The following is a 25,147-nucleotide window of genomic DNA, read 5'->3' on the forward strand; positions in this document are numbered from 1 at the left end:
AAAATCCTATAAGCATAAAAATCATAGTTCAGATAGGGTCGCTCAGACCGAGCCAATTACAAAACTACAATTTCATCAGCATTGGCTACCTCAAAGTTTTGAGTTTTCAAATTATCAGCGATTACTTCAGAAGATTCTCTTGCACGAGCAATAGCAATGACGTTTTTCTTTTCGTCTAAAATCTCAAAAACTTCTCCTTTTTCAAAAGAACCCATCACCTTTTTGATACCTACTGCCAACAAACTTTTTCTGTTCTCTAAAGCTACACTTGCCCCTGCATCAACTTGCACTTTTCCAGCAATGAGACTACCCGATGCTAACCATTTCTGACGTGCATTCAAAGCTACTTTCTCTGGAGCAAAGCTTGTACCATTCTGATTATCAATCGCTTTCAACATTCCATCTTCGGGTTTCATGCCAAAAATAACCACTCTTGTACCCATGCGGGTTGCCATACGAGTATAAGTTAATTTAGAAATCATACCGCCCAAACCCAATGACGATTTATCATCATTTGCCAAGCCAATAACCGAAGAATCTACCTTTGGAATAAAAGGAATAATATTTTTATCAGCATCTAAAAGTCCACCAACGGAAGTACATAAAAGCAAAGTATCTGCTCCGAAACCCGTTGCAATTAACGTTGCTAATTCGTCATTATCAGAGAATTTCAACTCTAAATTACTCACCACGTCATTTTCATTGGCAATTGGAATAATCCCATTTTTCCAAAGTTCTTGATAAGTTTCTTTCAACTGTAAAAATTGATTTCTATTGGCAAAATGATGTCTTTCACAAAGACTTTGAGCAACGGTAATTCCGTATTTAGAGAAATATTGTGTGTATTTTGCTAATAAAAGTGGATTACCAATGGCTGCCGCCGCTTTTCTTTCAGAAATTGTTCCTTTATAATTTTGAATAAATCCTCTCCCTGCTCCTACCGCCCCCGACGATACCATAACAATTTGATAATCAGCATGAAGAATCGAAATCTGACGAGCTATTTCTTGCAAAATATCTTCATTTAACTCGCCTGTTTTATGCGTAATTGAAGCAGTTCCAAATTTGATAACGATAATTGGTTTAGACATTTCTAAATATATGATTGGAGAATAATGGAATGAGTGATTAATTTTTAACCTTGCAAAAATACGAATTATACTGAAAACATTTAGATTTACGAAAGGGTATTGGTATCCTCAATAAAATCGACACTTTGTAAATTCGCTTTTCTCAAATTGCGTTTAACTCATTAAATCGTTTTCAACTAATCACTAATTCTGTTTTTTCTCACTAAACTTTAAAGAGATGTTCCAAAGCATTCTCTGTAAATAAACATCTTCGTTCAAGTGATTTTTTGAGCGCTTTTACATATTCACCACGAGGAATTTCAATAGCTCCAAAACGCCTAACATTATCGTTAATAAATTGAGTATCAAGCAATTCAAAACCTTGATTCTTTAATATTTCCATTAAATAATGAAACGCAACCTTTGAGCCATCAGGAACTTTATAAAACATCGACTCGCCAAAAAATGCCGCTCCGATTGATACTCCATAAAGCCCTCCAACTAAACGGTTTTCAATATACGTCTCAACAGAATATGCCAAGCCCATGTGATGTAATTCACAATAAGCTTCTATAATTTCTTCCGAAATCCAAGTTTCATCATCTCCTTTTCGGGCGGCTGCACAATTTCTCATCACGCCTTCAAAATCGGTATTAATTCTTACTTCAAAAGTTTTTTTGTTAAGAACAGGACGTAACGATTTGGGCGGTTTATAAGTATCAATCGGAATAATTGCCCTTGGGTCAGGCGAATACCAGTAAAGCGTTCCATCGGTATCAGCCATTGGAAAAATCCCATTCATGTAGCCATAAATAAGGTCGTCGGCAGTAAGTTTATTCGTATTTATTTTCGGAGAAACGGACATCCTTTATTGTTAAGTATTTTGTACTAATTGATATTAAGTAAACTTCGCAAACTTCAAATCTAATTTCACTTAAATCTTAATATTAGGCACAACATTTCATTTTTAGGTTTATCAATGCAAAATTTCATTATAAAGCATCTATCAATTTTATGAAAAATATCTTTAAATTCCAAACAACACTCTATCTAAAATTCAATAATTTATTGATTTTCAATAACTTAAAAACATCTATCTACCATATAAAGCAAAAAGAGAACCAAAGAACAAAGCTTTTAATATTTTGATTATTAACGGTTAAATAAGTCAATTGTTTTCCAAGATAAATCAAAATAAATATTCGTAAAAGAATAATAAAAATTAGGCTGAATCACTTTTAAAACCTGTTTTTTACCCTTGTAAAAGGCGTTCTAAAAATAAAAACGCAAAAAAACATTGCATCTTCCATTTTGTTTTGGTAAACTTTGCATGATTATTCGATTTCAAGCATTTCAAGGTCGGTTAATTTACTTAATAAAAATGGAATACGAAGTAAAATTCATATCATATTCTTATCTCCCCACACCTATTTTTAGGTGTACATTCTTCCGTAGGGTCTGATACCCTAATGCTTTTCTGTCTGTCTATGTGACAGATATTTTATCGAATTTTTTCGGGTAAATCATTAACAATCTAAGGCTTTGTTTGAAGCCATAGTTATTCATCATCTTGTTTTTTTAACATCAAAAACAATTTTAGCTAAAACTTAAAGTGGAAAAAGAATCAGCTTCTGAGGTTTTAACCAATAATTATACAGTTCAAGTTGCTACAACTGAACATTTACATCTTGCTGAAGCCATTTGTCACGAAATGGAAGAGTCTGCCAAAGCTCGTGGAACTGGTATTGCTAAACGTTCTCCAGAATATTTAAAAGATAAAATCAAGGAAGGGAAAGCTATCATTGCCACCAATGATGCAGGCGAATTTATTGGTTTCTGTTATGTAGAAACTTGGGAACATGGCAAATTTGTGGCAAATTCTGGCTTAATTGTAAAACCCGAATGGCGTAAATATGGTATTGCAAAGGCGGTGAAAGCAAAAGCCTTTGAATTATCACGCACTAAATACCCCGATGCAAAAATCATTGGTATAACTACGTCGTTGGCAGTAATGAAAATTAACTCTGAATTGGGTTATGAGCCAACAACTTTCTCGGAATTGCCCGTAAATGATGCTTTCTGGAAAGGTTGTCAGTCGTGCGTGAATTATGACGTGTTGACTCGCACCGACCGCAAGCATTGTCTATGCACAGGTATGATTTTTGACCCAGAGTGGGAGAAAAACAAAGCCAAAAGAGAACAAGAAGCAAATGCTAATAAAGATAAACAACAAGAAGAACACGAGCCGTGGAATTTCTTGAAAGACGTAAAAGTTTTAGAACGTTTGAAATCTATCAAAGAAAAGATGTTCTTGAAAATGCAAGCTAAAAGAGCAGAGAGACAGGCGGTGTAAGGACACTATAAACTTCCCGAAAGTTTTAGAACTTTCGGGAAGTTCTCGCCGATGTCTGTGTCTTCACAGACGATTACATTAATTCAATTTGGAATGGTTGTCTGTGGAGACACAGACAACGGCAGTAAGGCTGGAAGCCTATTAATACTAATCACTCGCAAGATGCGAGCGATTGATGAAGTTTGAAACACCCATAAAGGCAAAAAACATTGTCATACACATGAATTTGCAAGATATTTTACAACATTCTCACCACTTACTTGTACTACTTGTTCTATTTATTTTGGCAAAAATATTTCCAACAAATAAAAAAGAAAAAGATTACAAAAAATACGAATTAGAAGATATTGAAAAAACATACAAAAAATATCAATGGTCGCCATCAATTGCGATTTTGATAGTATTATTTGTAGGAGTTGTACTTTATTATTCACTTAGAAATATAAATATTTTACTACAAACTAAGCCAAAAGATGCTATTTTTTATCTACGCTTTGAAACTATGCCTTTGATTGTGACAATAGGTGTCATATTTACATTTTCAATATCAATCATGGAAAAATCAATGCTTTCTATGATGTCGAAAGAGGATTATGAGAAATTTAATACCAAATATGAATTAGAGTATGGACTTTCCTCCAATGGAGCAGAAGTTTTTGCAAAATATTGGAAGTTATTTTTTGGCTGTATTACTGTATTTTTAATTTTCTACTTTTGGAATATTGATGGTAAAATTACCAAAGACTCTATTGAATTAGGAGATTACGGAACAACTGTAAAGAAGAAATACTCTCTTAATCAAGTCAAAAAAATACAATTCTATCCAAATCCTAACCCTGATATTGCTATTCTGGTTGAGGATGAATATAAAGTAATTTTCAACAATAGTGAAGAGTGGGACACAGGAAGTTCTGGTATAAGAGGAACGGAAAATTTATCAGAGGTTATGAAATACATTTCTGATAAATCTAAAATAAGAATTGATACTTTGATAGTACAAAAAAGCAAATAACAACGACTTTAAAATAAATTCAAAATACCAGCCATCACAATTTACGTGGTGCTGACAACAAAAAATGAGTAAACCAAAAGTAATCTTAGCATTTTCGGGAGGGCTTGATACCTCCTTTTGTGTAAAATATCTATCCGAAGACCGTGGATTTGAAGTACATTCTGCCCTTGTGAATACAGGTGGTTTCAGCGAAGAGGAATTGAAAGACATTGAGCAGAAAGCCTACGGTTTGGGCGTTGCCAGTCACGTAACGTTGGATGTAGTTGAAAAATACTACAACGATTGTATTCGCTACATGGTGTATGGTAATGTTTTGAAAAACAATACTTATCCGCTTTCAGTATCAGCAGAGCGTGTTTTTCAAGCAACTGCCGTTGCGGAATATGCCAACAAATTAGGTGCAAAAGCCATTGCACACGGAAGTACAGGAGCAGGAAACGACCAAGTTCGTTTTGATGTGGTTTTCCAGATTATGGTTCCTGATGTGGAAGTAATTACGCCAATTCGTGATTTAAAATTATCTCGTGAAGCAGAAATTGAATATTTGAAAGGAAAAGGCGTTGTTCGTGACTGGACAAAATCTACTTATTCAATCAACAAAGGACTTTGGGGAACGTCGGTTGGCGGAAAAGAAACTTTGACTTCCAATGGATATTTACCAGAATCAGCTTGGCCTACACAAGTAACTAAAACAGGCGAAGAAACGGTAAAATTACACTTTGAAAAAGGTCAATTAGTGGGAATCAATGGCGAAACAATGTCACCTGTTGAGGCAATTTGTAAATTGACTGACATTGCAGCACCTTACGGCGTTGGTCGTGATATTCACGTGGGCGACACCATTATTGGTATCAAAGGACGTGTTGGTTTTGAAGCCGCAGCACCTTTGTTAATCATCAAAGCCCACCATTTATTAGAAAAACATACGCTTACCAAACAACAATTATACTGGAAACAGACTTTGGGTGAAACTTACGGAACGATGCTCCACGAAGGACAATTCTTAGAGCCTGTTGTTCGTAACTTTGAGACTTTCTTGGCTGATACTCAAGACAATGTAACAGGAACGGTTGATATTCATTTAGCACCGTATCGTTACCAATTGATTGGTATTGAATCAAAATACGATTTGATGTCATCAATTTTTGGAACTTATGGAGAGATGAATAATTCGTGGACTGGAGATGATGTAAGAGGATTCTCGAAAATTGTGTCAAATCAGACGATGATTCATCGTAAGGTTACGGATTATGCAGGAAAGTAAATAACGTTTATGAGTTAAGTGTTTATGAGTTTATGGTGCTAAGAATCATTGCTCATAAACACTTAATCAATCTTTTCATTGATTAAAAAATTCTACAAACCACATCAATATATTATGCAAAACTACAAAGACCTTAAAGTTTGGCAGAAATCACACCTTATTGTTCTAAAAGTTTATCAACTCACGAATGGCTTTCCTAAAAGTGAAGTTTACGGTTTGGTAAGTCAATATAGACGAAGTGCTGTTTCTGTTTCAGCAAATTTGGTAGAAGGATGTGGCAAATATTCATCAAATGATATTGCTAATTTCTTTCAGATTGCACTTGGTTCACTCCATGAAAGTGAATATTACAATTTATTAAGTAAAGATTTAGCTTATATCTCTGAAGAGGAGTACAAAAACTTAGAGGAACAATTTAGAGAAGTTAAGGCTATGTTGGTTGCATTAATAAAAACCGTTCGGAATAAATAGTTTATGAAGTATTTTTATGAAGTAAAAATAGATAAAACGTAAGTAAAAGAAAATATCTATCTCTTACAAATTGTCATCTTTAGCACTCATAAACTCATAAACTACTGAACTCATAAACTAAAAAAATGAAAATAGGAATAATAGGCGGTGCAGGATATACAGGAGGCGAATTACTCAGAATTTTAATCCATCACCCCGAAGCAGAAATAGTTTACGTAAACTCAAAATCTCAAGCAGGAAAACCTGTTTATAATACACACACTGATTTATTAGGCGATACTGATTTACGCTTCTCAGACGACTTACATACCAACGTTGATGTTATTTTTCTTTGCTCTGGACACGGAGAATCTAAGAAATTTTTAGCGGCAAATCCTGAATTTAAATCAGTAAAAATCGTTGATTTAAGTACAGATTATCGTGACCAATCGGAAGGTTTTGTGTATGGTTTGGCAGAATTGCAACGTGATAAAATCCGTCAGGCAAATCATATTGCTAATCCAGGTTGTTTTGCGACTTCCATTGAATTGGCTTTGTTGCCTTTGGCACAAGCGGGTTTAATCCATGATGATGTTCATGTCTCGGCAGTTACGGGTTCTACGGGGGCAGGACAAAGCCTTTCACCAACGGGGCATTTTTCTTGGAGAAGCAATAATATCTCCATTTATAAAGCCTTCACGCATCAGCATTTGACGGAAATTGGCATGGTGATTTCTTCATTTAATGGAGCAAATCCAACCGTTAATTTCATTCCATATCGTGGTACTTTTACTCGTGGAATTATGGCAAATGTTTATACTAAATTCTCAGGAACTTTAGCCGAAGCCAAAGAACTTTACAAAAACTACTATCAGTCGCACCCATTCACACACGTAAGTGATGTGGCAGTAGATGTGAAACAAGTAGTAAATACCAATAAATGTTTGATTTCTTTAGAAGTTCAAGACGGGAATTTACTCATAACCAGCATTATTGATAACCTCACAAAAGGAGCATCAGGACAGGCAGTTCAAAATATGAATTTGATGTTTGGTCTTGATGAAAAAACTGGTTTAGGTTTGAAATCTGTTGGAATGTAATCGTAACACAGACTTTAGTCTGTTAAATACTAAACAGACTAAAGTCTGTGCTACTAATAAATCCATAAAATGCAAAAGCTATTATTATTAATCATACTGCTTAATTCAATAATTTTTAATAGTATTGCCCAAGAAAAAAGACCATATAGTCGCAAAGGTGAATATTACTTTTTTTGGGGATACAACCGTTCTGAATACGCAAAATCTGATATAACATTTAAAGGAATAGGTTACGATTTTACGCTAAAAGACGTAGAAGCACATGATTTACCAATTCCATTTTCGGTAAATGAATATGTGGATATTACTCGCCTTTCAATTCCACAATACAATTTTAGAGTAGGATATTTTTTCAAAGACCACTGGGCAGTTTCATTTGGCTCAGACCACATGAAATATGTAATGGTAAATGAACAAATGTCAACACTTACAGGACATATTTCGGCACAAGTTTCTTCCCCTGCTATTGATGTTCAAGCTATAAATCCTGCTTATGTAGGCGATTTTAATAATCAACCTTTTAAAATAAATAAGGATTTTTTGACTTACGAACATACCGACGGTTTCAATTATGTTCATTTTGAACTTGACAGATATGACCGTCTTTGGAAAGCTCAAAACAATATACAAGGTGTTGATTGGCTTGTGGGCATAGGGGCAGGAACATTAATTCCACGTACAGATTCTTATCTTTTCAAAGTTGGGAAAAATAACCATTTCAATTTTGCAGGTTATGGTTTTTCTGCCAAAACTGGTCTCCGTTTTGATATATCCCGAAGGCTTTTCTTCCAAACGGACGTAATGGGAGGATTCGTTCGTTTGAACAATGTTCATACAACTGGTAGAGACGACTTAGACTATGCACAACAAAGCATCTGGTTCGGACAGTTCTATGGAGCATTGGGTTACAAATTTGGAAGACATAGAAATAAATAAAATAGTTATTGGTTATCAGTTAATGGTAAACAAGCACATTACTTTTTTGCTTTACTGATAACTGATAACTGATAACTAATAACTGATACAATGAATCTTTTTAATGTATATCCACTCTACGACATCACCCCTGTAAAAGCTCAAGGAAGCAAATTATGGGACAAAAATGGCGTAGAATATCTTGACCTTTACGGAGGTCATGCTGTAATTTCAATTGGACATTCACATCCACATTATGTTCAGAAATTAACGGAACAATTAAGCAATTTAGGGTTTTATTCAAACTCAGTAAATATTCCTATTCAGCAAGAATTAGCTACCAAATTGGGCGAGCTTTCGGGCTATGACGATTATGAGTTATTCCTTTGTAATTCGGGAGCAGAAGCCAATGAAAACGCTCTAAAATTAGCCTCTTTCTTCAATGGTCGTAAAAAAGTAATTGCCTTTTCAAAAGCGTTTCATGGAAGAACAGCAGGTGCAGTAGCTGTAACAGATAATAAAGCAATTATTGCTCCTATCAATTACGACGAACACGTTACTTTCTTACCATTCAATGATGTTGAGGCATTAAAAGAAAACATTACAGAGGAAGTTTGTGCCGTTATTGTAGAAGGAATTCAAGGTGTTGGAGGAATTAATGTTTGTTCAGACGAATTCTTGAAAACGGCTCGTGAAATGTGTGATAAAACTGGTGCAATTTTAATTTTGGATTCAGTTCAGTGCGGATACGGGCGTTCAGGTAAATTTTTCTCGCATGATTTCTCAGGCATTCGTCCAGACATTATGACTACTGCCAAAGGAATGGGCAATGGTTTCCCGATTGGTGGCGTGTTGATTTCTCCAAAATTTAAAGCAAAATTCGGAATGTTAGGTACAACTTTCGGAGGAAATCATTTAGCTTGTGCAGCAGCAGTAGCGGTTTTAGATGTAATGAAAGAAGAAAATTTAATGGAAAATGCCATTAAAAAAGGTGAATATTTATTTGAAAATTTAAAGCAGATAGAAGGCATCAAAGAACTTCGTGGGCGTGGCTTAATGATAGGAATTGAATTTGAAAAACCTGTTGATACCATCAGAGATACGCTATTGTTTGAGCATAAAATTTTCTGTGGTTACGCAGGGAAAAATACCCTTCGTCTTTTACCAAGTTTGGCATTAGGACAAGCAGAATGTGATAGATTTTTAGAAGCTTTAGCACAAACAGTTAAAGCGTAAAACTTTCAATAATAAAAAAGCCCAACAAAATGATTTGTGGGCTTTTTTATTGGCTATAATTTATACAGATAAATCTTCCTCAGCTAAAATTTTAGTAATTATTTTTTTCCATACAATTCTTTCTTCTTTGCTAATAACTTTCTCTTCTACTGAATTTTCAGACTTACTAACCTTTTGTAACCTTTTGTAAGTTAATCCATTCATCACAGATTGCTCTCTCCATAAATCAATTATAGTGTTCTCCTCTTCGGAAGTTTCCCCACGAAAATGCCTTGCCAATAATATGTAGTCTATTTTCAACATGTGGCTAATTAAAATTTTTTAAAATAAAAACGCTGTAAAACAGGCGGCTTATTTAACAAATTAATTACTGTTTATATAAATGAAGACTGAAAATTAGTGAATAGGTAACAGAAATAGAATAAAAAAACTTTAAAAAACGCTCGAATCTGACAGATGCAAGTAGAAAGTTTAGATTCTAAGACTTTCATCTATAATAAATCATAAAATACATGATTATCAAATACTTATCGACTCAATGAGGCATTTACAAACCATTAAAATAGTGTTCCTTCAAGTGTATAGAATATTTTTGGCAAGAGTTTTGTAAAAGAGGTATCAGCAATACACCGTCATACATTTTGATATTAACTCAGAATGTGATTATTTTGCGTTTCTTTTGCGTTATTTTAAACGTATTTAAAAGAAACTTTCATTAATAATTTGTATTACAATCTGTCTTTCTTCACGAGAGGCAAACAGCAGATAACAAATAAATAACTATTTAAAAATGGCATTAATTACCAAAATTAGAGAGAAGTCGGGAGTGGCAGCAGCAGCTATTGCTATCAGTTTAATTCTCTTCCTCGTCGGCGGAGATATTTTCCAAGGTCGTTCAAGCTTCTTTGGCGGCTCAAGTGATGTTGTGGGAGAAATTGGTGGTGAAAACATCAAATTTCAGGATTTCCAAAAGAAAGTTGAAGAGCTTTCTCAAAACTACACCCAACAAGCTGGTCGTGGGCCAGGAGAGCAAGAATTAGCTCAAATGCGTGAACAAGTTTGGAATCAGTACATTATGGATTTGGCTTATGGAAAAGAGTATGAATCTTTGGGATTGTCAGTAACTCCAAAAGAATTGGTTGATATGGTTCAAGGAGAAAACATTCACCCTTCAGTTCGTCAGCAATTTACAAATCCACAAACAGGTCAGTTTGACAAAAACTACGTTATTCAGTTCTTGAAAAACTTCAAAACAATGCCAGTTGCACAACAACAAGCTTGGGCTAATTTTGAAAAATCATTAAGCCAAGACCGTTTGAGAAGCAAGTATGAGAACTTATTAAGAATGTCAACTTATACCACTAACGCAGAAGCTCAAAAAGAATATACAGCTCAAACTGCTAAAGTTGACGTTCGTTACCTATACGTTCCATTCTATTCAGTTGCAGATTCAACTATTAAAGTTTCGGATTCTCAATTAGAAGAATATTTGAACAGTCATAAAGACCTTTTCAAAGGACAAAACACTCGTTCTTTACAGTATGTTACTTTCCCTGTAATTCCTTCAAAAGCAGATACAGCATCTTTCTACAACGACATCAAGCGTTTAGCAAAAGAATTAGCTGTTACAAAGAACGATTCAGCTTTTGCGATGATGAATTCAGACGTAAAAACGCCATACTATGCAACTTTAGCTGAAATTCCAGAAGCAGTAAAAGGTCAATTAAGCTCAATGGTTGTTGGTGGTATTTATGGTCCATTCAAAAATGGTTTATCATATTCTATCTATAAATATGGTGGTGTTCAAAAGGATTCTTTATATACAGTTCGTGCAAGCCATATCTTAATCAATGCAGACAAAAATGCTCCAGATTCAGTAAAAGCAGCAGCTCGTAAACGTGCAGAAGGAATCTTAGCACAAATTAAAGGCGGAGCTTCTTTTGAAGCAATGGCACAACAATTTGGTTCAGATGGTACAGCTCAACAAGGTGGAGATTTAGGTTATTTCAAAAATAACGGAGGAATGGTTAAGCCATTTGAAAATGCAGTATTTGGTTATTCAGGAACAGGTTTATTACCAGGTCTTGTTGAAACAGATTTCGGTTATCACGTAGTAAAAGTTACAGAAGCTAAAACAAATACTCGTTATAAATTAGCAGCAGTGAACCGTACAATCGCTCCAAGTCAATCTACGATGGATGATGTTTTACGTAAAGCAGATGCTTTCGCTTCAGCAAATGATACAAAAGATAAATTTGAAGCAGCTTTGAAAAAAGACAAATCATTGTTGATGTTACGTGCTGACAGAATTCAAGAAGGTGCAACAGGTGTAAATAACTTACAAAATGCTCGTGATATTGTTCGTTGGGCATTTAATAACGATACTAAAATAGGTGCAGTTTCAGAAGTTTTCCAGAATGACAATCAATATATTGTTGCTCTTGAAACTGGAGCAACAAGCAAAGACGTTGTGAAAGTTGATGACTTCCGTGATGAATTGACTGCTCGTGTTAGAGGTGATTTAAAAGCAGAACAAATCACTAAGAAATTAGGCGGTATTTCGGGTACTTTAGAGCAAATGGCACAGAAGTATGGTGCAGGTGCATTAGTTGAAACAGTGAACGATTTAACGCTTGCACAAGGAGTATTGACAAGTGCAGGTGCTGACCCAACTGCATTAGGAAAAGCATTCGGTTTGAAAGTAGGACAAAAATCTAAGCCTTTCAAAGGAGAAGCAGGTGTATTTGTAATGGAAACAACAAAATCTACTCCAGCTCCAGCTATTGCAGATTTGACAATCTATAAAAATTCAGCCAAAATGATGGCAGCACAAAGAACATCATTCTATATCAACGAAGCAATCAAAGAAAATGCAAAAGTTGTTGATAACAGAGCTAAGTTTTATTAAGATTTGAATAAATCATAACCAAGAAAGCACCTCAAATGAGGTGCTTTCTTGGTTTATAACTGTCTTATTATTTTGGAAGAACATACTTCCGTATTATTTTATAAAAGGTAAATTATCCTTTGCGTCAACGATTTTAGTTTCACTTTCTTTGACCTCCCAACGATACGAACACGTATCAGCACTTCCACATTTTGGACAATTCCACTGCCAATTGGTATCTTCACTTAAATCAATTCCTGCATTGCTAATTAAGACTTTTAGCGTATTTCGCTGATTAATAATTATCTCAGATGCTAATATTTTATCAATAGCCCCCAAATCTGGCAATTGATTTTTATTGATATACTCCACAAAAAGCTTCGGAATAAGATTTGAAGCGATAAAAACCTCAACATCTTTTGTAGTAATTTTTGCATTCCCACACGCTAAACATCTCCATCCGCTTATTATGCAAGAATTGTTTTGCATTCGGTCGAGAATAATTGCTAAAGAATCTCCCGAAGCAAGTCCATAAGCAATTGATTGAAAGCCCCCGAAAACTCTACCTTTCCAAAGACCTTCTGTATCATTATAACCAATCACAACATCATTAAATGACCCCATTCCGCCATAAGCATGTAAATGATGTTCGACACTTTTTGTAGTTTCCCACAATTTTATATCTTCCTGCATCCATTTTTCCCAATGGTCGTAACCTTCAACTTTAAGGATTTGGGATAAAACTTCTAACGATATTTTATAGTAATCAGTCATAAAACGAAGCATGGTTTATCGATATAATAAAAAAGGACTTATAATCAATTGATTATAAGTCCTTTAAGTGGGCCCACTTGGAATCGAACCAAGCACCTACTGATTATGAGTCAGTTGCTCTAACCGAATGAGCTATAGGCCCTACAAAGCGTTTGATTTCTTTGTGGTGCAAAATTAAGGTTTTAAAACCACTTCTACAAAATATGTTTTTAATTTTTACGTTAAACCTTTAATATTATCTGTTATCTAACCAGAAATTTTAATAAATATTAATCCACATTAAGCATGAAAAAGAAATTAGTATTGGCATTAAGCATTTTCGCAGCAACATTTGCACTAAGTACAGAATCTGTGAAAGCTCAAGATGGTAGAGGCGAACGCCCACAACAAAATTTGACTCCAGCTCAAAGAGTAGATAATCAAATTCAAAGATGGACAAAGGCTTTGAGCTTATCTTCTGACCAAGTTAATCAAATTAAACCTTTGTTATTGGAGTTAAATCAGAAAAGAGATGCAATGCGTGATGCTCCAGATAAACGTGCAGCAATGAGAGAAATGAGAGATTTAGTAACGGCACAAGATGCAAAAATGAAAACTATCCTTTCGGCTGAACAGTACACCAAATATGAGGATATTAAAGATGAAGCTAAAGACCGTATGAAGGGTAAATTTGGAGGAAGAAACTAAGTTTGGCAAATAACAAAAATAGGGGAGATTTTAGATTAAAAATATCTAAAATCTCCCCTATTTCATTTTAACTTAAATCTACTTTCCGTATTTTTTAGCTAAAGTCAAAATTGCACCTGCTGCTCCAGAAGTTGGCTGGGGAACACCACTCATTGTCTTTTTCACTTTTCCAGAAGCATCTAAGAAATAAAGTGTTGGATAGCCATCCACTGGATATTGTTGAGCTACTGCTGGACCTTCACCATTCTCGTAATCCATTGCTACGCAAACGTATTTTGCATTCATGTAATCACCTAAAGCCTTATCCACAAATACTTGTTTTTTTAGCACTTTGCAAGGTCCACACCAAGTAGTATAACAGTCCATCATGACCATTTTGTTTTCTTTTTTAGCTTTAGCTAAGGCTTCTTTAAACGTTCCGTTAAAGAATTGAATACCTGTTGTTCCGTCTTTTTTAGCAGGAGTATTACCAGCAAACACGCTGATTGACAATACGATAAGTAAAGCGGTTAAGAAATTTGATTTTAACATTTTGTTATTTTTTTAAATTTGAATTATATACGAATAATTTACACAAATATTATGCTACACCAATTGCATTTTTGCAACCTTTGGGTCAACAATAGCTGTATCATGCTCAAAATCTAATTTAATTCTCCATTTCTGCATTGTTGCTGCTCCAATAATAGCTTCTTCGCTCAATCCTGGAATCACTAAAAACTCATCTGATAAAAGTACATCGTCCATATAAAAGTCGAGGCTTACTCTTTGTGTTACTTCAATATAATGCCCCTCAGCAGCTGTACCCATCATACGAATACGCCCTAATTGCGTTGGATTTTCTAAGTTTTCTAAATACTCAGGGTTTATACATGAAAGATTTGCCCCAGAATCATAAAGGGTGTAAAGATGTTTTTCGCCTAATGAACCTGCAAAAAGTAAAGGTTGCTTAATGATTGACATAGCTGTTTGTTATTTTATTTTAAAGTAGGTAAAACTTAATTCATACACTAAAAATAAGGGTTTGTAAACTTATCTACAAACCCTTATTCTGAAATTTTATTTTCTAATCACCGCCCCAATCTCTTTCTCAAACGCTCCCATCAATTTCTCCATCGTTTTGTCGATAACTTTATCCGTTAAGGTTTGTTCATTGTCTTGTAATGTGAAACTTACAGAATATGATTTCTTACCTTCACCTAAATTATCGCCTTGATATACGTCAAAAACATTGATTTGCTTCAACAAATTTTTCTCATAATTACGAGCTAATTTCTGGATTTGGTCGAAGCTTACCGTTTTGTCAATTACCAATGAAAGGTCACGACGAACTTCTGGGAATTTAGATAATTCAGCAAAAACAGCCTTGTCATTATATTGCTTGAATAAATAATCCCAATCAATATCCGCAAAGAAAACGTGTTGTTTCACCTCTGCTTTTTTGGCTACGTTTGGTTTTACTAATCCCAATTTCACAACTTCTTTCTTGTTTACCAAATAGCTCAAACCGTACTCAAATGTCGCAGAATTTTCAATCGGTTTACTGTCAAAACTTTTCACGCCAAGACTTCCCAAAACTTTATTTACCGCACTTGCAAGCGTATGAAATGCTACTTTTTGAGATTTCATTTGCCAAGTTTCATTTTCAGTATTACCCGTAATAAAAATGGCTAAATGGCGTTTTTCAACGTATTTATCATTGATTTTATGATATGTTTTTCCAAAATCAAATACTCGTAAATCCTTCTGACGACGGTTAATATTATAAGCTAATACTTCCAAACCTGAGAATAACATCGTCTGACGCATCACGCCCAAGTCTTCAGAAAGCTTATTTAAAATCTCAACGTTTTCGTTAGGTAAATCAGCCTTAATTAATTCTGCATAAGCAGGTTTTGTCAAAGAATTTGTAATGATTTCGTTAAAACCGTTCGCCGCTAAAATTTGTGATAATTTCAACTGTAAATTATCACGGTCTTTTGCAGGGAAACTTGAAAGATAATCCGTTCCTAAATTCTCCGAAAGTTCAATATTATTGAAACCATAAATACGTAAAATTTCTTCAATTACGTCTGCTTCACGAGTAACATCTACTCGGAATGGCGGTACAATTGCATTAAATCCATCTTCATTTTCATCTTGAATTTGAATATCCAAAGCTGTCAGAATATCTTTAATCAGTGATCTTTCTAATTTTTTCCCAATCAAACGGTCAATATTTTTGTATAAAACCTTGATGTTGAAATCGGCAATTGACGTTGGATAAAAATCTGTAACTTCTGATGCAATTTCACCACCCGCCAATTCTTGAATTAATAAAGCAGCGTGTTTTAAAGCAAATAATTTTGCATTTGGGTCTGTTCCACGTTCAAAACGGAATGAAGCATCTGTTTTCAAACCATGACGCTGAGCCGTTTTACGCACTGATGCAGGGTCAAAATACGCAACTTCTAAATAAACACGAGTAGTTTCTGGCTTAATTCCAGATTTCATTCCTCCAAAAACGCCTGCAATTCCCACCGCTTCTTCGGCATCACAAATCATTAAGTCGGTTTCACCCAAAGTACGTTCAACTTCATCTAACGTTGTAAATTTTGTACCTGCTTCCAATGTTTTTACAACAATTTTCTGCCCTTTGATAGCGTGCCAATCGTAAGCGTGCATTGGCTGACCAAGTCCGTGGCAGATATAATTGGTAATGTCAACAATGTTATTGATTGGACGTAAACCAATGGTTTCTAAATATTTACGCAACCATTCTGGTGAATCTTGCACTTTTACGCCATCAATCGTTACTCCGCAAAAACGTGGACAATCTTCTGGTTTTTCTACGACTAATTCAATCGGGAAATTATTATTGGCAACTTTAAAGTTTTCAACCGAAGGCAAAGTAATGGCACGACCCGTTTTTGCTTTTACGTCACGAGCTACGCCCCAATGTGAAGCCGCATCAGCACGGTTTGGTGTCAAACCAATTTCGATTAATAAATCTGCTTCTAAGTTGAAATATTGAGCGGCTGGCGTTCCGTTTGGCAAGTCAGTATCAAGTATCAAAATACCATCGTGCGATGTTCCTAAGCCCAATTCGTCTTCGGCACAAATCATTCCTTCCGAAAGATGTCCGTAAGTTTTTTTACTTGTAATCTGGAAAATTGGCTTACCTGCGGCATGGTCATATAGCGTAGTGCCAACAGTTGCCACAATCACTTTTTGACCCGCATCTACGTTAGCCGCACCACATACCACCTGCGAAGGCGTGCCTGTACCAATATCAACCGTAGTTAAACTTAATTTTTTATCTTTTACTTCAAAGCGTTCGCAAGTAAGCACTTCGCCCACTACAAAACCCTGTAAACCTCCCAAGATAGCCTCGTGGCGTTCGATAGATTCTACTTCTAAACCTGTACCTGTCAAAAGCTCATCTAATTCTTGAGCATTTTCATTTATTTCTACAAATTGTTTAAGCCAATTAAGAGATATTTTCATCTAATGTATTTATTTTTTAGGCCGAAAAAGCCTGATAATGAATCGTTATTTTTTAAACTGCAATAACGGATGTTGATTCAATCATATTAGAAACAAGATGCCATTTTTGAGTTTTTATTTGCTCACTATGATTTAAGTTTTTCAAATCATCTAATATTTTTTTTGCCAAGACATTAGCCATACGCACAGGAACAGCATTGCCAATCATTTTATAACCGTCAGCGATATTTTTGTAATAGAATTTAAAGTTATCGGGAAAAGTTTGAACCCTTGCACATTCCCTAACACTTAATCTACGATATAAATCTTCTTTTCCAGGTACAAAAACTCTTACATTTTGTTCGACAAATTCAAATTTTGGAGCTTGTGGATGACAAGGGGCATGACGGCCTCCAGCTTGAATAGTAAATGATACCTCATCCCAAGAACGAACACGATTTCTTGACATATAAATTGTAGAAAAACCACCTGTCATATATTCATGATTAGAAATTAAACAGCCTTCCCCATTTGTAATATTACCTTTTTGGGCAGAAAGAACATTATCTTTTAAATCACCTATGGCTTTGCTTAAAGGAATTTTATTTTCTAACGTTGTTGGTGTAGGAAATTTGAATTCAATCCCTAAATCAGTACGATAACCAACAAAAAAGACACGCTTCCTATCTTGTGGTACTCCATAATCAGATACATTTAACATTTTAAAGGACAGATTATAACCACACTCACGAAACATACTTTTAATATTTTCTAAAGCACTTCCATGAGATGCTAAAAGCATTCCAGAAACATTTTCAGCAAGGAAAAACTTAGGTTGTTTGTCAGCCAAAATTCTAATAAAATCATAAAAAAGTTGCCCTCTTTTATCTCCAATTCCCCGTTTAGCCCCTGCTTCCGACCAACTTTGACACGGAGGTCCACCAATAATTCCATCACAATCAGGAACTTCATTAGTAGGAATCTCTGTAATGCTTCGTTTGTCTAAATAAACACCTTCATGATTCTTTTCATAGGTTTCCCAGATGGATTTATCATATTCATTTGCCCAAATAACATCAAATCCAGCTTGAGAAAAACCCAAATCTAAACCGCCTGCACCAGCAAAAAATGTAGCTAACTTCATATTAATTGACTTTGAATGTTATTAATTTGCAATCCAACAGTTGAGCAGGATTATTTGGATTTTTAATTTTTATATCTTTCAAGGAATAATTTTCTTTTTTCATATCAATTAAATTATCTCTATCTTCCTTTGGAAAAGAATCAAACTTCTCGGTTTTTCAAAATACAATTGACCTGAAATCTTGAATTTACATCAATACAATCAAGATATGAAAACACTTTACTTGGATTTTGTAAAGTCCACATACCTCTAATTCTTAAATTTGTTATGCCTAATGGGTCAACTCTATTAACCCTTCCTAATTCATTGGTTTTGGCAAATTCAACATCAGGAATACTTTTGATTCCATCAGCAATTGTTGTTTTGATTCTTTCATAAACTTCTTTTTTAGCGGCAAAACAATCTCCATAAACAAACCAGAGATGTTTTATATCCGTATCAGAGGTATGACCAATAATATAAATAATATCTTTTACGTTCCATTTTTCACCATTTCTTGCTTCATCTTTTAGCAATAAGTCGTCAGCAAACAGTTGTGCTTTTGGGAAAGAACTATTTAAAGCTAAATCAGAATTCCCACTTTGAACTTTTTTAGTTTCTATTGCATCGCCATTGCGAAGAATTATATCAGGCGGATTATTTTGGTTTCCCAAGTATGAAAATATTTTGTTGAGCTTTTCTATTCTTTCTATTTCTGACAAGTCAAAAGAGTTTGCAAAAATATCTTTTACATAATTTTCTAACGCTTCACCAACAGAATTTGCTCTATTTCGACCTGTATAATAGTTCTTAACCTGTATTATTGGATTATCAATTATTAATTTTAACGCTTTTAGGAGATTCGACATATATTTTAAATTATCAGTGCTACAAATTTACGTCTTTTGATACGAACCTGATTATTGAATGTAAATTTATTCCACAAAAAAAGCCTTCACAAATTGCGAAGGCTTCGTATTATTCAACTATTTACTAAGACTACATTGATTTTCTGACGGTTTGTTCTGCTTTTGCCAATAATGCCTCCGCTCCTATTCCTCCAACTTGATGATTGACAACTCTTCCGTATTTATCCAAAAACAAAAGCGTTGGATAAGCTTCAATTCCGTATCTTTTTGCAATGGTCATTCCTTCTGGTTTTTCCATGTCAATGGCTAAACAGATATAATTCTGCTTCATGAAATCACCTAAATTTGCATCTTTAAAAGTATATTGTTTCAGCACTTTGCAAGGACCACACCATGTAGTATAGCAATCTACAAAAATGAGTTTATTTTCGTTTTTTGCTTTTTCTAAACCTGCTTGTAATGTTCCTTCAAAAAAAGTAACTCCTTGTTCTTGAGGTATTTCTGCAATAACTTCCTCTTCAGTTTTGGTAATTATGGGTGCTTGCTGAGCCGTTTTACAGCCCGAAAGCCACGTTAAAGAAACGAATGTTGCAAAAACGAATACTTTTATTTTTTTCATGTGTCTGTGTCTTAATGGATTAACGAAAAGACTTGATAGATATTATTTCTATCACCACACTTTCAAGAATCTTGCCAATTATCTTTATGGATAATCTATAATCATTTGTACAAAAAAAATAGGCTTGCGAAACATATTCGCAAGCCTGTTTTTATAAATATCCTTCTCTTTTTAATTCAAGTAAGAAATCTTTTGCAGGAGTTGTTTTCATCTTCCCCACCTCAATCAATTTCAACTCTTCAAAACCTCGTTTAATTATTGCCCAAGTCTTCTTCTGTGAAGGAGTTAATTGGTCTTCAAGAGAGTTATTTTTCATTTTTAACTGATAACTGTTTACTGAATTACGCATAAGTATTCAACATTACTGGCATTACCAATAATAAAATATCTTCGTTTTCTTTTTTATCAGAAGGAATGATTAAACCTGCACGATTTGGTTGTGACATTTCCAAAGAAATCATGTTTGAGCTAATGTTACCCAACATTTCTACCATGAATTTTGCATTGAATCCAATTTCCATTTCTTCTCCGTCATAATCGCACATCAATTTTTCGTTGGCTTCGTTTGAGTAATCTAAATCTTCCGCCGAAATAACTAAATCGTTTTTCGCTAATTTCAAACGAATTTGATGCGTTGTTTTGTTTGAATAAATTGAAATACGTTTCAACGAACCCAAGAACTCCGCACGATTAATCATCATCACGTTTGGATTGTTCTGTGGAATTGCATTTTCATAATCAGGGAAACGCTCGTCGATTAAACGACAAATCATTCTGATATTATTGAAACTGAAAAACGCATTGGCTGAACTGAAATCTGCCGTAACCGTTGTATCGTCAGACGGTAAAGTTGATTTCAACAAGTTTAATGCCTTACGTGGAATAATCATCGTTGAATCATATTCTGACTTTACGTCGGCTCTTCTGTAACGAATTAAACGGTGACCGTCAGTGGCTACGAAATTGGTATATTCTGGTGATAATTGTACGTAAACACCTGTCATGGCTGGACGCAAATCATCATTTGAAACCGCAAAAATGGTATTGGCGATGGCTGCTCCTAATACATCAGCAGGAATTTGAACCGAAAGACTTTTGGTTACTTGTGGTACTTTCGGGAAATCAATTGGATTTTCGCCCGATAATTTATAGCGACCATTTTCTGTAATAATCTCTGTTCCGAAGGTTTCACTATCAATTTTGAACGTAATTGGTTGGTCGGGTAAACCACGAAGGGTATCCAACAATAAACGAGCAGGAACGGCAATTGCACCAGAATCCGTAGATTCTATGGCTAAAGTCGTAATCATAACAGTCTGTAAATCAGAGGCTGTTACGGTAAGTTGAGATTGGTCTATTTGGAACAAAAAGTTCTCCAAAATTGGAACAATTGGGTTGTTGGCAATAACGCCATTAACTGCCGAGAGCTGTTTTAGTAAGACTGAAGAAGATACGACGAATTTCATTATTTGAAATATATTTTTAGGAAAATGTCAGGGGAATAATTTTAAAAATAACTAAGAATTCCAAAATCTATACCATTTAGGCAGAAGAATTGGCGTTAAATGATAATTAATAAGTTTTATTATAACATTGAAATTATAAAATCTGATGCAAAACTACAAATTAACCATGACTTTTACTCATATTGGGTTTAGAAGCTATCGTTTTTTTATAAAACTGTTCATAAAGTTTTTACAAGAAAAAATATCGGAATATGACCATTTGTACCGAAATGAGTTTTGATTATCCGCTAATCTCAATATTTTTGTAGAAAGAGTTGGAAGTAGTTATTGGGAATTGGTTATTCTTAGATTGGTTCTCATAATTAAGATTTCGGGGTTTAGTGCTAAAACTCAACAACTCGTCACCTTTTAAACTAAATAAACCAAAACATAAATGAATTTTCAAGAATTACTTTCAGCAGACAGTATTGTTAGTTTAATCACCCTGACTTTCCTCGAAATTGTTTTAGGAATCGATAATATTATATTTATCTCGATTGCAGCTAACAAATTAGCAAAAAGAGACCAACCTAAAGCTCGAAATATCGGTATGCTTTTGGCGATGGTTTTCAGAATCATTTTATTATTTGGTCTGTCATTTATTATTTCTTTGCAAGAACCTTTTACGCACATTAATTGGGGTTGGTTTCATGCAGGAATATCAGGACAAAGCCTTATTTTATTTATTGGTGGCTTGTTTCTTTTATACAAAGCAACCTCTGAAATTCATGAGAAATTAGAAAAAGGTGGACATCATGAAGATAAACCTAAAACTTCTGCTTCGGATAAATTGACTGCGGTTGTGATTCAGATTGCTTTAATTAATATTGTTTTCTCGATTGATTCCATCCTTACGGCTATTGGTTTGACGCAAGTTTTACCAATTATGATTGCTGCCGTTGTGATTTCTATTTTGATTATGATGGGTTTTTCAGGGCCAGTTGGCGAGTTTGTAAATCGTCATCCTTCTATTCAAATGTTGGGTATGGCTTTCTTGATTATGATTGGTTTTATGCTCATTGCTGAGGCTGCCCATGATGCTAATGTTTCTATTTTGGGGTCGCACGTGGGAGCTGTACCGAAGGGATATTTATATTTTGCCATTGCTTTCTCTTTATTGGTTGAGGTTCTCAATATTAAAGTTAGAACGAAAGAAGAAGCGTAGTATATTCTCAAAATTAAAGCCGTTAATCGTAAATCACTTTACTTTTAACGGCTTTTTTATGGTAAATAGGTTTGATAAATTATGATGAAGTATATTTCAATGCCTTTTAAAATAAATGTAACAGGTGTAGAGATATTCAACCATTTATCCCAATTTATATTTGAAATCATGTTTCTAATCTTCGGTAATTTTATACGTAAAATCACTACTGATTATCCTGATATTTAAGAAGAATAAATATGGTCATAATTTTCCATTACTAAAGCTGCCGCACCTATCAGTGAAGCATCGAAGCCTAATTTTGAAACTTTAATGAGTGTATTTTGTGATAATTTTGGAATGCAATGTTCGTTAAGTGCTTGTTGAATAGGAGCTTGCCAAATCTGCCCTGCTTGCGTACCACGTCCACTCAAAATGATTAATTCTGGATTGAGGAGGTGAATGAGGATGGCTACTCCACGCCCAATTTTATACCCAATTTCAGAGAGCAATTCTACCGCAAGTCTGTCTCCTTCAATGGCACATTTTACAATTAATGCACTTGCTTCTTCAATATTTCCGTCTGGAACTGCACTCAATTTGGAAACTCTGCCTTGTGCAAGGGCTTCTTTGAACTTCTCTATTAAAACAGATAAAGAAGTTTCCGTTTCTAAACAGCCACTTTTGCCACAACTACATAATTTATTATTAGTAAAAAGCGGAATATGGCTAAATTCGCCAGCAAAGCCATTAGCACCTCTATATAAATTTCCACTTAATATCATGCCCAAACCTACACCCCAACTTACATTAATAACCATTACATTTTTACGGTTGATACCCGCTCCAAAACGCAATTCTGCCAAAGCAATTACACTTGAATCATTATCAATGAATACAGGAATGTCCAGTTTCTCAGAGATAAATTGCGTTATACTCTCCTTACCATACGTTGAGGGAGTTTGTAAAAAACTATGGTTAATGCCTTGCTTAATATCAATAAAACCTGGCATTCCAATACCAACACCAATAATTTTCTTTTTATCCACTTTCAGGTTTTGAACAAACTTATCCAACTCTCCATAAAGTGTCATTAAAGCATCATCATTATTACTCAATGTCAATACAATTCTTGCAACATCTCCCACAACTTCATTATTGGTATCCATCAAAGCAATTCTTGTAATGAATTGGTCCATTGATACTGCCACGATGTACAAAGTCTCAGGTTTGAGAGAATACATCAATGGTCGTCGTCCACCCGTTGAAGGAGCAAAACCTGTCTCAACAATTACCTCTTCTTCAACCAAATCATTAACCAATTTGGTAATAAAAGGAAGGCTCTTATTAAGTTGCATACTAAAGTCTGCACACGACATTGAACCAGAAAAATATAACTGCTTAATGATTCGGTTCTTATTTGATAGTTTTTTAGTGATCATGTGAGTATTGGTTAAATATACTGAAAGCAGTAAGTAGCAAGTCTGCTAAATATCAAACCAAATTACTAATTCTATCTCTTACAAATTCTATAATTTTCAATATCCCACTTACTTAAATAGTAATGATATGCCAAATATAGAAAACTTTTATAAAAAAATTAAAATGTTTTTTAAATATTTATTATTAAATCATAAAAGTTATGAATGTTTTGTAAAATATTACTTAATAAAAGGACAAAATCAGGAAATAAGGGAAAGTAAAATAATTAAAGATAAAAATCACGCAAAAAGGCGTGTGAAGAAAAAACAGATAATCAACGAATAAATAAAGCTTTATAAACGAAAGCCCGTAATTTTGCATTTTATAAAAACCATGCCTGCGAATACTCATTTTTCGTTCAAGAAATTCACGATTCATCAAGACCAAACGGCGATGAAAGTAACCACCGATGCCTGCATATTGGGGGCTTACACAAACGTAGCTAAGACTAACAAAATCTTGGATATTGGTACAGGAACGGGCTTAGTGGCGATGATGCTCGCTCAACGAACAGAAGCAGAAATTGATGCCGTAGAAATTGATACAAATGCCTATAATCAGGCACAAAATAATATTCAAGAAAGTGTTTTCAAAGAGCAGATTAGTGTTTTTAATACTTCTATCCAAGATTTTTCCGAGATTTCAGTGTATCAAAATAAATATGATTTAATTGTTAGTAATCCTCCTTTTTTTCAAAATCATTTAAAAGCAGAAGAAACTGCTCGTAATAATTCTATCCATACCGACACACTTTCTTTTGAAGATTTGATACAATCGGTTTTACATCTAATTGCCTCCGCTGGCACATTTGTTGTCTTATTACCAGCGTATGAAAGTTCAGTTTTAGAAAGTTTGGCTATTTCAAAAGGGCTTTATCCTCACAAAAAACTTACGATTAGACATCGTGAAGGCACAAAAATATTAAGAATTATTACGACCTTTGGACAAGCAAATCAAGCATTTGAAAACCAAGAACTATTCATCAAAGATGCAAACGAAAATTATACTCATGATTTTCAAAACCTTTTGAAAGAATATTATTTGATATTTTGATTTTAGCCACAAAGACACTAAGCCACAAAATATTAACAGAATAAACTATTTGTCGCAGATAAATTTAGACCACAGATTGAACTGATTTTACAGATAAAATAAAGAAAAATCAGCGAAAATCAGTATAATCCGTTCTATC

General features: G+C 34.4%; 25 protein-coding genes and 1 tRNA gene. 12 read left to right on the forward strand and 14 right to left on the reverse strand.

Features of this window, described 5'->3' with window-relative positions:
• Window positions 1-56: 56 nt before the first annotated feature.
• On the reverse strand, window positions 57-1,091 hold the full coding sequence (gene proB, locus LV89_RS05505; RefSeq protein ID WP_109741872.1) for a glutamate 5-kinase: 1,035 nt from the start codon (window positions 1,089-1,091) through the stop codon (window positions 57-59).
• A 202-nt stretch (window positions 1,092-1,293) separates the two neighbouring features.
• Window positions 1,294-1,935, reverse strand: a complete 642-nt coding sequence (aat, locus tag LV89_RS05510; protein WP_109741873.1) for a leucyl/phenylalanyl-tRNA--protein transferase — start codon at window positions 1,933-1,935, stop codon at window positions 1,294-1,296.
• Window positions 1,936-2,682: 747 nt separating this feature from the next.
• Between aat and LV89_RS05515 the strand changes: the two genes are divergently transcribed.
• From LV89_RS05515 to LV89_RS05545, 7 genes are all read left to right on the forward strand, one after another.
• Window positions 2,683-3,423 (forward strand): GNAT family N-acetyltransferase, encoded by a 741-nt coding sequence (locus tag LV89_RS05515; RefSeq protein WP_109741874.1) that lies wholly within the window; start codon window positions 2,683-2,685, stop codon window positions 3,421-3,423.
• A gap of 220 nt (window positions 3,424-3,643) precedes the next feature.
• Window positions 3,644-4,435, forward strand: a complete 792-nt coding sequence (locus tag LV89_RS05520; protein WP_109741875.1) for a hypothetical protein — start codon at window positions 3,644-3,646, stop codon at window positions 4,433-4,435.
• A gap of 64 nt (window positions 4,436-4,499) precedes the next feature.
• Window positions 4,500-5,699, forward strand: a complete 1,200-nt coding sequence (gene argG, locus LV89_RS05525; RefSeq protein WP_109741876.1) for an argininosuccinate synthase — start codon at window positions 4,500-4,502, stop codon at window positions 5,697-5,699.
• Window positions 5,700-5,813: 114 nt separating this feature from the next.
• Window positions 5,814-6,170 carry a four helix bundle protein gene (locus LV89_RS05530; protein ID WP_109741877.1) on the forward strand — a complete coding sequence of 119 codons (357 nt, stop codon included), beginning with the start codon at window positions 5,814-5,816 and terminating at the stop codon, window positions 6,168-6,170.
• Between the two features lie 125 nt (window positions 6,171-6,295).
• Window positions 6,296-7,249 (forward strand): N-acetyl-gamma-glutamyl-phosphate reductase, encoded by a 954-nt coding sequence (gene argC, locus LV89_RS05535; RefSeq protein ID WP_109741878.1) that lies wholly within the window; start codon window positions 6,296-6,298, stop codon window positions 7,247-7,249.
• Between the two features lie 69 nt (window positions 7,250-7,318).
• A complete protein-coding gene (locus tag LV89_RS05540) occupies window positions 7,319-8,185 on the forward strand; it encodes a hypothetical protein (RefSeq protein ID WP_109741879.1) in 867 nt (288 codons plus the stop codon).
• A gap of 90 nt (window positions 8,186-8,275) precedes the next feature.
• The gene (locus LV89_RS05545; RefSeq protein ID WP_109741880.1) at window positions 8,276-9,400 is read left to right on the forward strand and encodes an aspartate aminotransferase family protein; all 1,125 of its coding nucleotides are present in this window, start codon (window positions 8,276-8,278) and stop codon (window positions 9,398-9,400) included.
• Between the two features lie 60 nt (window positions 9,401-9,460).
• Here the strand turns inward: LV89_RS05545 and LV89_RS05550 are convergent, their stop codons facing one another.
• Window positions 9,461-9,703 (reverse strand): hypothetical protein, encoded by a 243-nt coding sequence (locus tag LV89_RS05550; protein WP_109741881.1) that lies wholly within the window; start codon window positions 9,701-9,703, stop codon window positions 9,461-9,463.
• Window positions 9,704-10,190: 487 nt separating this feature from the next.
• On the opposite strand from LV89_RS05550, the gene LV89_RS05555 reads away from it, so the two are divergent.
• Complete coding sequence (locus LV89_RS05555; RefSeq protein ID WP_109741882.1) at window positions 10,191-12,308, forward strand: peptidylprolyl isomerase; 2,118 nt, start codon at window positions 10,191-10,193, stop codon at window positions 12,306-12,308.
• A gap of 93 nt (window positions 12,309-12,401) precedes the next feature.
• Here the strand turns inward: LV89_RS05555 and LV89_RS05560 are convergent, their stop codons facing one another.
• Window positions 12,402-13,061 (reverse strand): DUF6966 domain-containing protein, encoded by a 660-nt coding sequence (locus LV89_RS05560; protein ID WP_211321152.1) that lies wholly within the window; start codon window positions 13,059-13,061, stop codon window positions 12,402-12,404.
• Between the two features lie 68 nt (window positions 13,062-13,129).
• Window positions 13,130-13,203, reverse strand: a tRNA-Ile gene (locus tag LV89_RS05565).
• Window positions 13,204-13,346: 143 nt separating this feature from the next.
• Between LV89_RS05565 and LV89_RS05570 the strand changes: the two genes are divergently transcribed.
• Window positions 13,347-13,748, forward strand: a complete 402-nt coding sequence (locus tag LV89_RS05570) for a DUF4890 domain-containing protein (protein ID WP_109741884.1) — start codon at window positions 13,347-13,349, stop codon at window positions 13,746-13,748.
• Window positions 13,749-13,826: 78 nt separating this feature from the next.
• On the opposite strand, the gene LV89_RS05575 is transcribed toward LV89_RS05570, so the two are convergent.
• From LV89_RS05575 to dnaN, 8 genes are all read right to left on the reverse strand, one after another.
• Window positions 13,827-14,279, reverse strand: a complete 453-nt coding sequence (locus LV89_RS05575; RefSeq protein ID WP_109741885.1) for a thioredoxin family protein — start codon at window positions 14,277-14,279, stop codon at window positions 13,827-13,829.
• Between the two features lie 54 nt (window positions 14,280-14,333).
• Entirely contained in the window at window positions 14,334-14,711 is a 378-nt protein-coding gene (locus tag LV89_RS05580; protein WP_109741886.1) for a pepsin/retropepsin-like aspartic protease family protein, read from the reverse strand.
• A 96-nt stretch (window positions 14,712-14,807) separates the two neighbouring features.
• A complete protein-coding gene (gene pheT / locus LV89_RS05585; RefSeq protein ID WP_109741887.1) occupies window positions 14,808-17,234 on the reverse strand; it encodes a phenylalanine--tRNA ligase subunit beta in 2,427 nt (808 codons plus the stop codon).
• A 52-nt stretch (window positions 17,235-17,286) separates the two neighbouring features.
• Window positions 17,287-18,357 carry a DNA cytosine methyltransferase gene (locus LV89_RS05590; RefSeq protein ID WP_109741888.1) on the reverse strand — a complete coding sequence of 357 codons (1,071 nt, stop codon included), beginning with the start codon at window positions 18,355-18,357 and terminating at the stop codon, window positions 17,287-17,289.
• A 140-nt stretch (window positions 18,358-18,497) separates the two neighbouring features.
• Window positions 18,498-19,205, reverse strand: a complete 708-nt coding sequence (locus tag LV89_RS05595; protein ID WP_211321153.1) for an NgoPII family restriction endonuclease — start codon at window positions 19,203-19,205, stop codon at window positions 18,498-18,500.
• 130 nt (window positions 19,206-19,335) lie between these two features.
• Window positions 19,336-19,824 carry a thioredoxin family protein gene (locus tag LV89_RS05600; protein WP_109741889.1) on the reverse strand — a complete coding sequence of 163 codons (489 nt, stop codon included), beginning with the start codon at window positions 19,822-19,824 and terminating at the stop codon, window positions 19,336-19,338.
• A gap of 151 nt (window positions 19,825-19,975) precedes the next feature.
• Entirely contained in the window at window positions 19,976-20,140 is a 165-nt protein-coding gene (locus tag LV89_RS25050) for a hypothetical protein (protein ID WP_158279519.1), read from the reverse strand.
• 25 nt (window positions 20,141-20,165) lie between these two features.
• Window positions 20,166-21,290 (reverse strand): DNA polymerase III subunit beta, encoded by a 1,125-nt coding sequence (gene dnaN, locus LV89_RS05610; protein WP_109741891.1) that lies wholly within the window; start codon window positions 21,288-21,290, stop codon window positions 20,166-20,168.
• 433 nt (window positions 21,291-21,723) lie between these two features.
• On the opposite strand from dnaN, the gene LV89_RS05615 reads away from it, so the two are divergent.
• On the forward strand, window positions 21,724-22,494 hold the full coding sequence (locus LV89_RS05615; RefSeq protein WP_109741892.1) for a TerC family protein: 771 nt from the start codon (window positions 21,724-21,726) through the stop codon (window positions 22,492-22,494).
• 224 nt (window positions 22,495-22,718) lie between these two features.
• On the opposite strand, the gene LV89_RS05620 is transcribed toward LV89_RS05615, so the two are convergent.
• Window positions 22,719-23,831 (reverse strand): ROK family protein, encoded by a 1,113-nt coding sequence (locus LV89_RS05620; protein WP_211321154.1) that lies wholly within the window; start codon window positions 23,829-23,831, stop codon window positions 22,719-22,721.
• A gap of 211 nt (window positions 23,832-24,042) precedes the next feature.
• On the opposite strand from LV89_RS05620, the gene LV89_RS25540 reads away from it, so the two are divergent.
• Together LV89_RS25540 and LV89_RS05630 are read left to right on the forward strand one after the other, a co-directional pair.
• Window positions 24,043-24,240, forward strand: a complete 198-nt coding sequence (locus LV89_RS25540) for a hypothetical protein (RefSeq protein ID WP_109741894.1) — start codon at window positions 24,043-24,045, stop codon at window positions 24,238-24,240.
• 48 nt (window positions 24,241-24,288) lie between these two features.
• Window positions 24,289-25,008, forward strand: a complete 720-nt coding sequence (locus LV89_RS05630) for a tRNA1(Val) (adenine(37)-N6)-methyltransferase (protein ID WP_109741895.1) — start codon at window positions 24,289-24,291, stop codon at window positions 25,006-25,008.
• Window positions 25,009-25,147 lie beyond the last annotated feature (139 nt).

This window comes from Arcicella aurantiaca (assembly GCF_003148625.1).
Classification (GTDB): Bacteria; Bacteroidota; Bacteroidia; order Cytophagales; family Spirosomataceae; genus Arcicella; species Arcicella aurantiaca.

Excerpts from the sequence above, each read along its gene's own strand:
- LV89_RS05570 (WP_109741884.1), top strand. The coding sequence starts at position 13,347 with ATGAAAAAGAAATTAGTATTGGCATTAAGCATTTTCGCAGCAACATTT.
- pheT (WP_109741887.1), bottom strand. The coding sequence starts at position 17,234 with ATGAAAATATCTCTTAATTGGCTTAAACAATTTGTAGAAATAAATGAA.
- LV89_RS05575 (WP_109741885.1), bottom strand. The coding sequence starts at position 14,279 with ATGTTAAAATCAAATTTCTTAACCGCTTTACTTATCGTATTGTCAATC.
- LV89_RS05615 (WP_109741892.1), top strand. The coding sequence starts at position 21,724 with ATGAATTTTCAAGAATTACTTTCAGCAGACAGTATTGTTAGTTTAATC.
- aat (WP_109741873.1), bottom strand. The coding sequence starts at position 1,935 with ATGTCCGTTTCTCCGAAAATAAATACGAATAAACTTACTGCCGACGAC.
- LV89_RS05620 (WP_211321154.1), bottom strand. The coding sequence starts at position 23,831 with ATGCAACTTAATAAGAGCCTTCCTTTTATTACCAAATTGGTTAATGAT.
- LV89_RS05540 (WP_109741879.1), top strand. The coding sequence starts at position 7,319 with ATGCAAAAGCTATTATTATTAATCATACTGCTTAATTCAATAATTTTT.
- argG (WP_109741876.1), top strand. The coding sequence starts at position 4,500 with ATGAGTAAACCAAAAGTAATCTTAGCATTTTCGGGAGGGCTTGATACC.
- proB (WP_109741872.1), bottom strand. The coding sequence starts at position 1,091 with ATGTCTAAACCAATTATCGTTATCAAATTTGGAACTGCTTCAATTACG.
- LV89_RS05530 (WP_109741877.1), top strand. The coding sequence starts at position 5,814 with ATGCAAAACTACAAAGACCTTAAAGTTTGGCAGAAATCACACCTTATT.
- dnaN (WP_109741891.1), bottom strand. The coding sequence starts at position 21,290 with ATGAAATTCGTCGTATCTTCTTCAGTCTTACTAAAACAGCTCTCGGCA.
- LV89_RS05630 (WP_109741895.1), top strand. The coding sequence starts at position 24,289 with ATGCCTGCGAATACTCATTTTTCGTTCAAGAAATTCACGATTCATCAA.
- LV89_RS25050 (WP_158279519.1), bottom strand. The coding sequence starts at position 20,140 with ATGAAAAATAACTCTCTTGAAGACCAATTAACTCCTTCACAGAAGAAG.
- LV89_RS05550 (WP_109741881.1), bottom strand. The coding sequence starts at position 9,703 with ATGTTGAAAATAGACTACATATTATTGGCAAGGCATTTTCGTGGGGAA.
- LV89_RS05555 (WP_109741882.1), top strand. The coding sequence starts at position 10,191 with ATGGCATTAATTACCAAAATTAGAGAGAAGTCGGGAGTGGCAGCAGCA.
- LV89_RS25540 (WP_109741894.1), top strand. The coding sequence starts at position 24,043 with ATGCCAAATATAGAAAACTTTTATAAAAAAATTAAAATGTTTTTTAAA.
- LV89_RS05595 (WP_211321153.1), bottom strand. The coding sequence starts at position 19,205 with ATGTCGAATCTCCTAAAAGCGTTAAAATTAATAATTGATAATCCAATA.
- LV89_RS05560 (WP_211321152.1), bottom strand. The coding sequence starts at position 13,061 with ATGACTGATTACTATAAAATATCGTTAGAAGTTTTATCCCAAATCCTT.
- argC (WP_109741878.1), top strand. The coding sequence starts at position 6,296 with ATGAAAATAGGAATAATAGGCGGTGCAGGATATACAGGAGGCGAATTA.
- LV89_RS05600 (WP_109741889.1), bottom strand. The coding sequence starts at position 19,824 with ATGAAAAAAATAAAAGTATTCGTTTTTGCAACATTCGTTTCTTTAACG.
- LV89_RS05520 (WP_109741875.1), top strand. The coding sequence starts at position 3,644 with ATGAATTTGCAAGATATTTTACAACATTCTCACCACTTACTTGTACTA.
- LV89_RS05545 (WP_109741880.1), top strand. The coding sequence starts at position 8,276 with ATGAATCTTTTTAATGTATATCCACTCTACGACATCACCCCTGTAAAA.
- LV89_RS05580 (WP_109741886.1), bottom strand. The coding sequence starts at position 14,711 with ATGTCAATCATTAAGCAACCTTTACTTTTTGCAGGTTCATTAGGCGAA.
- LV89_RS05590 (WP_109741888.1), bottom strand. The coding sequence starts at position 18,357 with ATGAAGTTAGCTACATTTTTTGCTGGTGCAGGCGGTTTAGATTTGGGT.